Origin of the sequence: Dietzia sp. DQ12-76 (assembly GCF_014145045.1) — a bacterium.
Classification (GTDB): domain Bacteria; phylum Actinomycetota; class Actinomycetes; order Mycobacteriales; family Mycobacteriaceae; genus Dietzia.
Map to the genome: position 1 here is coordinate 1 of NZ_JAALDV010000211.1, position 11,371 is coordinate 11,371.

13 protein-coding genes are annotated in these 11,371 nt (G+C 71.3%); 8 read left to right on the forward strand and 5 right to left on the reverse strand.

Annotated features, from left to right (window positions below; translation table 11 throughout):
- The 3 genes from G6019_RS08180 to G6019_RS08190 all read left to right on the forward strand — a co-directional run.
- Positions 1-457: allophanate hydrolase-related protein (locus G6019_RS08180; RefSeq protein ID WP_439822626.1), on the forward strand; the 457-nt coding region annotated here is incomplete at its 5' end.
- 126 nt (positions 458-583) lie between these two features.
- Positions 584-1,258, forward strand: a complete 675-nt coding sequence (locus G6019_RS08185) for a hypothetical protein (RefSeq protein ID WP_182612431.1) — start codon at positions 584-586, stop codon at positions 1,256-1,258.
- Positions 1,259-1,343: 85 nt separating this feature from the next.
- Positions 1,344-1,979: a hypothetical protein gene (locus G6019_RS08190; protein ID WP_107755310.1), complete on the forward strand. Its 636-nt coding sequence runs from the start codon at positions 1,344-1,346 to the stop codon at positions 1,977-1,979.
- Here G6019_RS08190 and G6019_RS08195 read toward each other — a convergent pair.
- A complete protein-coding gene (locus G6019_RS08195) occupies positions 1,954-2,580 on the reverse strand; it encodes an HD domain-containing protein (protein WP_182627377.1) in 627 nt (208 codons plus the stop codon). The genes G6019_RS08190 and G6019_RS08195 overlap by 26 nt on opposite strands.
- A gap of 124 nt (positions 2,581-2,704) precedes the next feature.
- On the opposite strand from G6019_RS08195, the gene G6019_RS08200 reads away from it, so the two are divergent.
- Positions 2,705-3,013, forward strand: a complete 309-nt coding sequence (locus tag G6019_RS08200) for a hypothetical protein (protein WP_182627380.1) — start codon at positions 2,705-2,707, stop codon at positions 3,011-3,013.
- A gap of 61 nt (positions 3,014-3,074) precedes the next feature.
- On the opposite strand, the gene G6019_RS08205 is transcribed toward G6019_RS08200, so the two are convergent.
- The 3 genes from G6019_RS08205 to G6019_RS08215 form a co-directional block, all read right to left on the reverse strand.
- The gene (locus G6019_RS08205; protein ID WP_107755312.1) at positions 3,075-4,133 is read right to left on the reverse strand and encodes an NAD(P)-dependent alcohol dehydrogenase; all 1,059 of its coding nucleotides are present in this window, start codon (positions 4,131-4,133) and stop codon (positions 3,075-3,077) included.
- A 142-nt stretch (positions 4,134-4,275) separates the two neighbouring features.
- Positions 4,276-5,049, reverse strand: a complete 774-nt coding sequence (locus G6019_RS08210; RefSeq protein WP_182612652.1) for an SDR family NAD(P)-dependent oxidoreductase — start codon at positions 5,047-5,049, stop codon at positions 4,276-4,278.
- Positions 5,046-6,554: a flavin-containing monooxygenase gene (locus tag G6019_RS08215; RefSeq protein ID WP_182612650.1), complete on the reverse strand. Its 1,509-nt coding sequence runs from the start codon at positions 6,552-6,554 to the stop codon at positions 5,046-5,048. Before G6019_RS08215 ends, G6019_RS08210 begins: the two co-directional genes overlap by 4 nt.
- Before the next feature lie 91 nt (positions 6,555-6,645).
- Here G6019_RS08215 and G6019_RS08220 point away from each other — a divergent pair, with 91 nt between their 5' ends.
- The 4 genes from G6019_RS08220 to G6019_RS08235 all read left to right on the forward strand — a co-directional run bounded on the left by G6019_RS08220 (position 6,646) and on the right by G6019_RS08235 (position 10,826).
- Positions 6,646-7,692, forward strand: a complete 1,047-nt coding sequence (locus G6019_RS08220) for an AraC family transcriptional regulator (protein WP_182612648.1) — start codon at positions 6,646-6,648, stop codon at positions 7,690-7,692.
- Positions 7,693-7,753: 61 nt separating this feature from the next.
- Positions 7,754-9,370, forward strand: a complete 1,617-nt coding sequence (locus tag G6019_RS08225) for an AMP-binding protein (protein ID WP_182612646.1) — start codon at positions 7,754-7,756, stop codon at positions 9,368-9,370.
- A 28-nt stretch (positions 9,371-9,398) separates the two neighbouring features.
- On the forward strand, positions 9,399-10,394 hold the full coding sequence (locus G6019_RS08230) for an LLM class flavin-dependent oxidoreductase (protein ID WP_182612644.1): 996 nt from the start codon (positions 9,399-9,401) through the stop codon (positions 10,392-10,394).
- A gap of 51 nt (positions 10,395-10,445) precedes the next feature.
- Positions 10,446-10,826 carry a DoxX family protein gene (locus tag G6019_RS08235; protein ID WP_182612642.1) on the forward strand — a complete coding sequence of 127 codons (381 nt, stop codon included), beginning with the start codon at positions 10,446-10,448 and terminating at the stop codon, positions 10,824-10,826.
- Between the two features lie 38 nt (positions 10,827-10,864).
- On the opposite strand, the gene G6019_RS08240 is transcribed toward G6019_RS08235, so the two are convergent.
- Positions 10,865-11,371, reverse strand: a 507-nt coding sequence (locus tag G6019_RS08240; protein WP_375539753.1) for an adenosine deaminase family protein, incomplete at its 5' end; no start/stop codon positions are given.

Here is an 11,371-nt window from a genome sequence, read left to right on the forward strand (position 1 = left end):
GGTGGCCGACATCGCCGCAGCCCTGTCCGGGGAACGGAGATCCGGCGCGGAGCCGTTCGTTCCGTGGCCGCTGAGCGCGGGGGCGCCGACGGTGGACCTGGTCGTGTTCGGCGCCCACCGTCGCGGGGGCCCTCTCGAACACCAGCTCATCAGCAGGGGCGCGGCCTGGCGCGGGCCGGTGCGGTCCAGCGCCGACTACCGGATGTACCGCCTGGCCACCGAGCCGCCCAAGCCCGGGGTCCTGCGGCATCCGGACGGCGCTCCACTGCTCGGCGAGAGGTGGAGCGTCTCCCCGGCGGCACTCGGTACATTCCTCGACCAGTTGCCCAGGCCGATGCAGCTCGGCCGCGTGACGTTGGCGGACGGCACGGAGGTGGTCGGTTTCGGCTGCGAACCCACCGCCGTCACCGCGGAGGCCGACGACCTCACGGACCTCGGGGAGTGGCCGATCGGGTGAGCACGCGGGACTCGGCCCGGGGGCGGGTCGCGACGGGGCCGACAGCGACGCGGAGGCCTGCTACCTTCCCTACAGAACTGTACGAGCCGTCCGGATCCGGGCCGGCCGTAGCGGGGGAGTGGTCCGATGTCGTATGGCTGGGATGACGGGTCCGACGGACCGCGCGAGAGGTGGGGGCAGCAGGGTTATCGGCCTGAACCGCGGCGCTCCGTGTCGGGCGCGGTGATCGCCCTGGTCGCGATCCTGGCGGTCCTGGGTCTGGTCCTCCTCGGCGCGCTCGCCTACCTGCTCCTCCGACCCGGGGGGATGACAGGGGAGACCTCCGGTCGTGCCTTGACGACCTCCTCGACGTCCTCGACCCCTTTGTCCGACTCCGCGCTCCCACCCGTGACCGAGACGGCGTACGCCACTCCGACCGAGCGCGAGACCGTCACGGTCACCCGGCCCGCGCCGGGCGCCCGGGCTCCGCAGGGGTCCTCGGGATACCCGACGGGAGCCGACGCCTCGGGGTGGACCGACAACCGGCAGGCCCGCTGCAACGCCGGCGACCCGGCCGTGATGATCGGCCGGACCACCCAGGCGGCGTTCTCGATCTGCGTCAATCCCGACAACGGTCGGTACTACTACCGCGGGTCGTCGGGTGGCGCGGGCGTCGAGGTGGACGACCCGGTGGTGGCCGGGGGTTACGCGTGGGTGTCCAACAACGACGTCGTCTACTCGATCGATGCCGGTGGGATGGAGATCTACGAGGGCGGTGTCCTGCTCTCCTCCCAGCCGATGGTGGAGTTCTGGGCCGGGTGAGGTGGCCGGGTCGACGGCCCGCGGCGGATACGCTGGGGGTCAGGTCCCGCACCCGTCGCGACCTCGAACAGTGAGGTGAGCGCCAGTGAGTCAGCTCGTGTCCTTCTACGAGACCGCGCCGGTCACCGACAGGCGCGGGCTGCTCACCGACGTCATCCAGCGGCCCATGCAGGTCAGGTCGGGATATGACGTGGTCGAGGGCGAGGTGGTCCCGCGGGTGGTCTACGTGCAGGCGCCCATAGAGGGCCGCCCGCTGCTGGTGCCGTTCGGCCAGTACGACGCGTGGAGCCTGCGGCAGCGCTTCGAGGAAGCCTTGAGAGTGATGAACACCCTGGGAGCCTGCGAGATCGAGTGCGCCACCTACAGCGCCCGCCGCAACGCCGTCGCCGCGCGCGTGGGGGTGGGCCCGATGGCCGGGTGGGGCAAGGTGACCCGCACCCAGAGCACGGACTTCGACTACTCCTTCTCGGGTTCGGGGGCCTCGCCGCGCGACCCCGGGCCGATCCGCTGGACCAACATCCCCGGACTGGACGCCGCCAAGCAGTCGGTGCTGCTCAACGGCGGCCGGCGCGTGGAGATCACGATCGAGTCCGAGTCCGAGTTCGCCGCGGACTCGGACCTCGCCCGGCGCCTCAAGTCCGCCGGGCTGGTGCTCGGACTCGAGGGGCGCACCCAGGCCAAGACCCTGCTGCGGATCAAGGCCGAGTTCCCGGCGGTGTGACCGCTCTCCCGCCGTCCGCCGGCGCCAGGGCCGCGACGTCGTCCACCGCCCGGCGGAGCTCCCGCGAGGCCGCGCAGTCCCCGAGGCGTCGGGCGACCGCATCCGAGATCGACCGGTAGAACCACAGCTTCTCCTGCGGACCGGCGTTGAAGAGCCCCCACATGTCGTCACCCAGTCGCTCGTGGGCGGCGACCATCGAGCGCAGATTGTGGATCTTGTCCGCCGCCGAGATGAGCAGGCACTCCTCGGAGTCCTCCGCGAGCGCGGCGAGGTACCCCTCCTTGCGTACCCGCCAGGGCGGGGTCGTCTCACCCGCGGTCTTCTCCTCCGAGACGCCGCGGACGAGCTCGGTGACCCGGTCGCCGAACTCGGCGGTCATGTCATCGGCCGAGTAGACCGACGGCGGGACGTCCTCCAGGACATCGTGCAGCAGCGCGGCCACCGCCACGTCCGGGTCGTCGGTGAAGTCGGACACGATCATCGCGACCGCCACGGGGTGGGCGATGTAAGGCGTCGGGTCGTCCTTGCGTGTCTGGCCGGCGTGGCAGCGGGCCGCGACCGCGAGCGCGCGGTCGATGGCGGGGGTCCAGGTCAGGGACATCGTGCTCTCCTCGGGGATGGGACCGGCCGGTCGGGTGGAACCAGCCGGTCGGGCGGAACCGTCCGACGAACCGGGGACGTCGTACCTCATGACCGCCACTCGACCACGACGACGAGGTGAGCATATGCCTGACGGGACGATCAGAGCGGACGCGGACAGGATCGCCTCTGCCGTCACGGTGTTCCGCGAGTCCGGGGAACGCATCGTGGAGGTGACCTTCCCCCATGTGGCGGCGGGGGTGGCGACCGCGCTGCCCGGGGGGTCGGCGATCGCGTCCGCTCTCGACCGGGCGTGTGGTGCCGCGGCGGTGTGCGCGACCCGCAGTTCGGGGCGCCTGACCGGGCTGGCGGACTTCGCCGAGCAGGCGCACCGGTTCCTGGAGGCGCGGGACGAGGACTTCGCGGACCTGCTCGCGCGGGTCGCCCCGCGGTGAGTCAGGCCCGTGAGTCCCCGCCCCGGTGAGTCCCCGTCCCGGGGGGTCGGGCTGCGGTCGGTCAGAACGTCTTGGCGTCGATCACGAAGCGGTAGTGCACGTCCGACCGGACCACGCGGTCGTAGGCCTCGTTGATCGTGTCCGCCGAGATGAGCTCGATCTCGGCGGTGATCCCGTGCTCGGCGCAGAAGTCGAGCATCTCCTGGGTCTCGGGGATGCCGCCGATCATGGACCCGGTCAGGATCTTGCGGCCGGCGGCCACGGACCCGGCCCGCACCGACATCGGCTCGGTGGGGATCCCGATGTTGACCAGTGCCCCGCGCGGCTTGAGCAGGGCGAGGAACCGGTCCATCGGCAGGTTCGCGGACACCGTGTTGAGAATGACGTCGAAGGTGCCGCGGAGCTCGCGCAGGGTGGCCTTGCCCTCGTCACCGGCGGTCGCGTAGTGCTCGACGGCGCCGTAGCGCAGCGAATCGTCCCGCTTGGAGGTCGTCTGCGACAGGACCGTCACCTCGGCCCCCATCGCCACGGCGAGCTTGACGCCGACGTGTCCGAGCCCTCCCATACCGAGCACGGCGACCTTGGTGCCCGGGCCGACGTTCCACTGCCGCAGCGGCGAGAACATGGTGATCCCCGCACACAGCAGCGGCGCCGCCGAGGCCGGATCGAGGCCGTCCGGGACGGACACCACCATGGGCTCCTCGACCACGATGTGGGTCGAGTAGCCGCCGTTCGTCACCGGACCCTCGGGGTCGCCCTCGGGCAGCGGCGAGCCGTAGGTCGCGATGGCCCCCCGCTCGCACTCCTGCTCCTGGCCCGCGGTGCAGGACGAGCACTCGTGGCAGGCACCCACCAGGCACCCGACGCCGACGCGATCGCCGACCGCGTACCGGGTGACCTCGGAACCGACCTCTTGGACGATGCCGACGATCTCGTGTCCGGGCGCCACGGGGTAGGCGGTCCGGCCCCATTCGCCGCGCACGTGATGGATGTCGGAATGACAGATGCCGGCGTACTCGATCTCGATGAGCACGTCGGCCGGCCCGGTGTCCCGACGCCGGATCGTGGTCTTCTCCAGAGGCGCGTCCGGTGCGGTGGCGGCGACGGCGGCGACGTCCATGTGATCTCCCTTGGGTCGAGCGGGTGGCGGAAAGGCTGTTGATCGCGTGTCCCGCCACACTAGAGGCGATCGCGTCGCCCCCGCTCGTCCGTCACGTCAGGGGTGGTTACGTCCGGCGTGATCGCCGCCGGCGGACAGCGGCTCAACCCCTCCGCTCGACCACCCGTCCGATGAGACGCGTCCCCGCCAGGAAAGGGATCCGGGTGAACCGCTTGGAGTACCACGTCAGCGTGCTCAGCGCGTCCGGGGTGATGACCAACCGCCGGGCCTGGATCGCCCGGACCGACCTCGCGGCGACCTTCTCCGAGGTCAAGGGGGTGTTGGAGAGGAGCATGCGCGCCGCCTCGTCCGCCTTCGGGTCGTCGCCGGAGAGGGAATCCGCGAGGCCCGAGCGGAAGAACAGCGGGCAGATCACCGAGGTGGAGATGCCGCGGGGCCGGAGCTCGGCGTCGAGAGTCTCCGCCAGTGCGACCGCGGCCGCCTTGGTCGCGTTGTAGGCGCCCATGGACGGCGCGTGGACCAGACCCGCGGCGGAGGCGGTGATGACGACCCGCCCGCCACGGCCGAGCGTGGGGACCATCGTCCTGCACCCCCGGACCACCCCGAGGAGGTTGATGTCCACGATGCGCTTCCACGTGTCCATGGAGGTGGCCTCGAGCCGGCCACCGACCGCGATCCCGGCGTTGTTGATGAGGATGTCCAACCTGTCGACGGCGAGCGCGGCCGCCGCCCAGTCGTCGTCGTTCGTCACGTCGAGCGTGCGGTAACTCCACTGGCCGGAGAGGCCGGTCACGGCGGGTGGGGCCTCCGGGTGCAGGTCGGTCAGGATGACCTCGTCGCCGGCCGCCAGGTACTCGCGGGCGAGCGCCAGACCCAGCCCCGAGGCGGCTCCGGTGATGAAGACGCGGCGGGTCATCGGACGGCCTCCTGCGGGATCTGCGCGTCGAACGCCATGTCGCGACGCTGGTCACCGAAGGTCAGCTCGGGGATCTCGGCGAGGTAGTTCTGCACATAGGTCCAGGGGCGGGCGGTGCCCTGTCGGGGGAACTTGTGCACGCCGCGTCGGACATACCCGGCGTCGAGGTCCAGCAGTGGCCGGTCCCCCTTCACCTCGGGAGGGATCGGCGCGTAGATCTTCTCACCGTTCTTCTCCCCGGCCCGCCACAGCTTGACCATGTAGCGGGAGACCATGTCCGCCCGCAGGGTCCAGGAGGCGTTGACGTATCCCACGGTGAAGCTGAAGTTGGGCACGCCGGCGAGCATCATCCCGCGGTAGGTGGTCAGGTCGGCGAGGTCGAGCTCGCGGCCGTCGATGCTCAGGGTCCCGCCGCCGAACGCCTCGAGTTCCAGACCGGTGGCGGAGACGATCACGTCGGCCTCCAGTTCCACTCCGGACTGCAGACGGATCCCGCGTTCGGTGAACGTGTCGATGTGACCGGTCACCACCCGAGCGCCCCGCTGCATCGCCCGGAAGATGTCCCCGTCCGGGGCCTTGCACACCCGCTGGTCCCAGGGCTTGTAGGACGGTGTGAAGTGCTCGTTGATCTGTGCCCGCGAGATGTAGCGGCCCTGCAGGGCCCGCAGCCCCTGCGTGAAGGCCCAGGGGAACCGCCGGGCGACGACGTACTGCACCATGTCACGGGCGCCGTGGGTGAACCGGGCGGCGCGGTAGGCCGCCTGCGTCGGCAGGACGCGCTTCCACACGGCGCTGATGGTGTCCTTCTCGGGGAGGGGCGCGACATAGCTCGGGGTCCGCTGGAGCATGGTGACCTCGGCGCCGAGCTGCTCGAGAGCCGGAACGAGGGTGACGGCGGTGGCGCCGGACCCGATCACGATGAATGTGCGTCCGGCGTAGTCGACGCTCTCAGGCCAGTGCTGGGGGTGGATGATCTCGCCGGCGAACGCCTCCTCCCCCGGGAAGTCGGGTCGGAAGCCGGCCGAGTGGGAGTAGTACCCGGAGCCGAAGTGCAGTCGGCGGGTCCACACCGTGCGCTCAGTGGTCGTCCCGTTCTCGGTCCGGACGCTCGTGACCCTCCACAGACCCTTCTCGCCGTCCCAGTCGGCGTTCCGGATCCAGGAGCGCAGATGGAGGCGGTCGAGGACGCCGCACTCCCGGGCGGTGTCCCGGATGTACTCCTTGATCTCCTCGCCCTGGCCGAGGGTCGAGGAGTGCGGCCAGGGGCGGAACGGGAAACCGAACGTGGCCATGTCCGAATCCGAGCGGATGCCCGGGTAGTGGAACGTGTGCCACGTCCCGCCCAGGTCGTCCTGGGCGTCGTGGACCTCCCACGACCAGTGGGGGAAGGCGCTGCGGACGTGGTGCGCCAGGTCGATGCCGGAGATGCCGGCGCCGACGATGAGGAGATCCAGCGGGTTCTCGGGTGCGCCGGCCGGGGGGCGGCGGTCAGCTGAGACTGTCATGGAAAGGACGATAGCCCCGATCTTGCTCGACAAGTTGCCGTAAAGCGCCAAGAGGTTGCTCTATCGCGCCAACTGGCGGACAGTGTTCGCTGTGGCATATGTGCGATCTGCGGGCCTGCGGGGCGTCCGGACGGTGATCGACGAGCTCGGAGGCGACGCCGACGACCTGACGCTGCGCTGTGGCTTGCCGGCCGGCGCCCTGGACAGTGACGAGATCCTCGTGCAGGATCTCGCCATCGGGCTCCTCCTCGAGACCGCGGCGGTGGAACTGCGCTGTCCCGATTTCGGCCTGCGGGTGGCGTTGCGCCAGGATCTGGGTCTGCTCGGACCCGTGGCCGCCGCCATCCGACACGCGCCGACCACCACCCGGGCGTTGGAGATGACCTCCAAGTACCTGTTCTTCCACGCCCGCTCACTCGAGATCACCGTGGTCTCCGATCCGGAGGGGGACCCCGGCGTGTTGGGGGTGCGGTTCGGCTACCGCGACGACGCGGTCGCCCTGCCGCCCCAGGCGGTCGACATGGTCCTGCTGTTCCTGCACCGGTCCATGCTCGCGCTCCTCGGGGGAGAATACGGACTGCTGTCGGTCGAGTTGCCGAACGCGCTCAACACCGCACCGGGCCGCTATCGGGAGCTCTTCGCCGCCCCGGCCAGGCCCTTCGCGGCGTCCGCGATGCTGCGCGTCCCCGCCGTGCTCCTCGGTCGGGAGATCACCGGCGGCGACCTGGTGGCCCATGAGCTCGCCCTGAGCTACCTGGACCAACACGGCCCCGCGCGCGACCAGACCTACACCGAGCGGACCAGGGCACTGCTGCTGCGGTCCCTCGACACCGGGACCTCGACCCTCGGCGACGTCGCCGGGCTCCTCTCGGTGTCCCCGCGGACCCTGCAGCGGCACCTCACCGGGGAGGGCACCTCGTTCTCCGCGATCCGGGACGAGGCGCGCCGAGACGTGGCCGCTCGGCTGCTTGCCACGACCGAGATCCCCCTCTATCAGATCGCCTCGGCCCTGGCGCTGGACGACGTGACGACGTTCAGTCAGTACGCCCGCCGGTGGTGGGGGGTCACGGCCAGGCAGTTCCGGGCGGACAGGAGAGGGACGGGCGTCGCGGGGCGATCGACGATCGGACTTTCCTGACGAGTGTCAGCCGGCCTCGCTATGATCTGGGTCACACATCTCCGCTCTCCCGAGGACCCCCATGGCCGACACCGTTCGCGAACAACTCCGCCGTCACGCCGATTCCGACTCCCCGGCGATCCGCTACGAGGACCTCACCGTCAGCTGGCGCGTGTACGTCTCCGCAGCCGACCGCCGCGCCGGTGCCCTGGACGCGATGCTCGACGACACCCGGCCCCGGCATGTGGGCACCCTCCTCGAGAACACCCCGGAGATGCTCTACGCCCTCGCCGCCGGCGCTCTCGGCGGCATCGTCGTCGCCGGCATCAACGCGACCCGGCGCGGCGAAGGGCTGGCGCGCGACATCAGGCGTGCGGACTGCCAGATCCTGCTCACCGACTCCCACCTCGCACCCCTGCTCGACGGACTGGACCTGGGGGACGTCACGGTCATCGACACGGATTCGGACGAGTGGGCGGCCACCGTCGCCGCCTCGGAGCCTCCGCCCGATCCCCCGGCGGTCGATGCCGGCGACCCGTTCATGCTCATCTTCACCTCGGGGACCTCCGGCGACCCGAAAGCGGTCCGGGTGGGGAACTTCACGGTCACCATGTCGGGGGAGGCGCTCGCGCCGTCGTTCGAGCTCACCGCCGATGACGTGCTGTACCTGTCCATGCCCCTGTTCCACTCCAACGCCATCATGGGAGGCTTCTCGCCCGCGATCGCCGTGGGCGCCACCATGGCGCTGGCCCGCCGCTTCAGCGCGACCCGCTTCGGGGACGACATCCGCAGGTACGGCGTCACCTACATGAACTACGTGGGCAAGCCGCTCGCCTACATCCTCGACACCCCGCCCCGCCCCGACGACGCCGAGACCACCCTCCGTGCGGCCTTCGGGAACGAGGCGGCGGCCAAGGACATCCCCGCGTTCGCCGAGCGCTTCGGCTGCACCGTCAGGGATGCCTACGGCTCCACCGAACTGGCGATCATCGTGGTCCGGACCGAGAACTCACCGCTCGAGTCGATCGGCGAGCCGTTCCCCGGTGTCGCGGTGTACGACCCGGTGACGGGGACCGAGTGCCCACGGGCGGTGTTCGACGACACCGGGGCGGTGGCCAATCTCGACGAGTGTGTGGGCGAGCTGGTCAACACCGAGGGGGCGGGCTTCTTCGCCGGCTACTACAACAACGAGCAGGCCACCTCGGAGCGGATGCGGGACGGTATGTACTGGTCGGGCGACCTGGCGTACCGGGACGCGGACGGCAACGTGTACATGGCCGGTCGCAGCGGCGACTGGCTGCGGGTCGACGGGGAGAACATGGCGGCCGGCATCGTCGAGGAGATCGTCCTCCGCCATCCCGCGGTCTCCCGGGCGGCGGTGTACGGACTGCCCGACCCCCGCGGCGTCGGCGACCAGCTCGCCGCGGCCGTGGTGGTCCGCCACGACGGCGAACTCGACCCCGCCGGTCTCGAGGAGTTCCTGGCGGCCCAGCCGGATCTCTCACCCAAGGCGTGGCCGCGATGGGTCCGGCTCTCCGACGCCCTGCCCACCACCGCGACCAACAAGATCCTCAAGCGCGAACTGATCCAGGACGGCGTCGGCGGCACCAGCGGCCGCGACGACACCTGGTGGGAACGGGAGGAACGAGGCACGTCCTACTCGGTGCTCGCCGACGCCCGCGCGGGCACCGCGTCCTGATGGACCACCTCTTGATGGACCCCGCCTGATGGTCTATGTCGTCACCCGCTTCGACTTCCGCGCGCGCGGCGCGGACGCGGCCGAGCGGCGGGACCGCTACCGCGCCGCCCTCGACATGGCCCGGTACGCGGAGGAGACGGGCCACGACGCCGTCAACCTCTCCGAACACCACGGGTCGGAGGACGGCTATCTCCCCTCGCCGCTCGTCGCGGCGGCGGCGGTCGCCGCGGTGACCGAACGGATCCAGATCGCGGTGTGGGCCCTCGTCGCGCCCCTGTACGATCCGGTCCGGCTGGCGGAGGACATCGCCGTCCTCGACCACGTGGCATCCGGGCGGGTGAGCTTCACCTTCGGCGTCGGGTACCGGCCGGTCGAGTACGCGATGCACTCCCGGGACTGGAAGGGGCGGGGTGCCCGCCTCGAACGGCAGTTGGAGACCATGCTCGCGGCGTGGGCGGGGGAGCCCGTCGGAGACGATCCGGTCGACGGTTCGCGTCGCGCCGTGGTGACACCGCAGCCGTTCTCGTCCCCGTACCCGCTGGTCTTCCTCGGTGGCGGCGGCGCGGCCGCCAGGCGGGCGGGACGGCTCGGCATGCACTACCAACCACAGCTCGACGATCCCGCGCTCACCGAGCTCTACCGCGCCGAGTGCCGCGCGAACGGGCACGAACCCGGGCTCGTGGTGGCCCCCGTTCCCGGCCCCGCCGCGGTGTTCTGCGCAGAGAATCCCGACGACTTCTGGGACCGCTACGGCGGGTACCTCCTCGCCGATGCCGAGGCCTACCGGGCCTGGCAGACGGGGCCCGGTCGAGGGTCGTTCGTGCACTCCGACGCCCGCTCGGTGGGTGAGTTGCGCGCCGAGGGGGTGTACCTGGTGGCCACGCCTGACGAGCTCGTCGACCGTGTCCGCACGCGCGACCTGCGTCTGATCACGAGCCACCCGCTGTGTGGCGGGATGCCCGTCGCCGCCGCGTGGGAGTCGCTGCGGTTGATGGGGGAGCGGGTCCTGCCGAACGTCCGCTGAGGACGCGCCGTCGACCGCCGGCCCCTCGCGGGGGGCCGTAGTCTCGGGCGAATGGGAAACGACACGGCACGCGCCGTCCGGTACTGGTCCATGCCCGCCGCGCTGGGGGCGATGGGCGCGCTGCACTTCGTGGCACCCCGCCCCTTCGACGGGCTGATCCCTCCGGAGCTGCCCGGACGCGCCCGGGCCTGGACCTACGGGTCAGGCGTGGCCGAGATGGCGGTGGCGGCGCTGCTGGCCGTGCCGCGGACGCGGGCCGTGGGCGGGGCGGCGGCAATGGCCCTGTTCGTGGGGGTGCTCCCCGGGAACGTCCAGATGGTGCGCGCGTGGCGTCGCAAGCCCGTGTGGCCGTACCAGGTGATCGCGTGGGGTCGCCTGCCCTTGCAGGTGCCGATGATCCTCGCGGCCGACCGCATCCGCCGCGGCGCCTGAGCGGCATTGACGAGCACCCACCGTGACCGTGGTCGGGGTCACCCGGGCAGCTGTCCGGCCTCGCGTTCCCAGCTGTCCACCCGTGCCAGGGCGTCGAGCTTGAGATCGGCGGGAGCGAAGGACGAGTCGATCGACGCCCGTGCGCACCCCGCGAGGCCCGCCTCCGGTATGCCCATCTGCTCGTGCGCCAGGACGTACTCGTCCACCACGTCGACTCCGAACAGCAACGGGTCGTCGGCGCCGATCGAGCAGCGCACCCCGGCGTCCAGAAGTGTGGGCAGCGGGTGCTCGGCGAGTGTGGGATACACGCCCAGGATGACGTTCGAGCTCGGGCAGACGTCCAGGCAGACCCCGCTCGCGGCGAGCTCCTCCACCACCCGGGGGTCCTCGACCGCCCGGACGCCGTGCTGGATCCGGTCGACGCCCAGGCCGAGTGCGGATCTCACCTCCTCCGGACCGGCCAGCTCGCCGGCGTGCGGCACGACACCCAGACCGGCCTCGCGGGCGATCGCGAAGGCCTCCGCGGCACCGGCCACGGGGTTGCC

Coding starts and splice junctions, on each gene's coding strand:
- G6019_RS08185 (WP_182612431.1), top strand. CDS start 584: ATGTCGTATGGCTGGGATGACGGGTCCGACGGACCGCGCGAGAGGTGG.
- G6019_RS08195 (WP_182627377.1), bottom strand. CDS start 2,580: ATGTCCCTGACCTGGACCCCCGCCATCGACCGCGCGCTCGCGGTCGCG.
- G6019_RS08200 (WP_182627380.1), top strand. CDS start 2,705: ATGCCTGACGGGACGATCAGAGCGGACGCGGACAGGATCGCCTCTGCC.
- G6019_RS08205 (WP_107755312.1), bottom strand. CDS start 4,133: ATGGACGTCGCCGCCGTCGCCGCCACCGCACCGGACGCGCCTCTGGAG.
- G6019_RS08210 (WP_182612652.1), bottom strand. CDS start 5,049: ATGACCCGCCGCGTCTTCATCACCGGAGCCGCCTCGGGGCTGGGTCTG.
- G6019_RS08215 (WP_182612650.1), bottom strand. CDS start 6,554: ATGACAGTCTCAGCTGACCGCCGCCCCCCGGCCGGCGCACCCGAGAAC.
- G6019_RS08225 (WP_182612646.1), top strand. CDS start 7,754: ATGGCCGACACCGTTCGCGAACAACTCCGCCGTCACGCCGATTCCGAC.
- G6019_RS08230 (WP_182612644.1), top strand. CDS start 9,399: ATGGTCTATGTCGTCACCCGCTTCGACTTCCGCGCGCGCGGCGCGGAC.
- G6019_RS08235 (WP_182612642.1), top strand. CDS start 10,446: ATGGGAAACGACACGGCACGCGCCGTCCGGTACTGGTCCATGCCCGCC.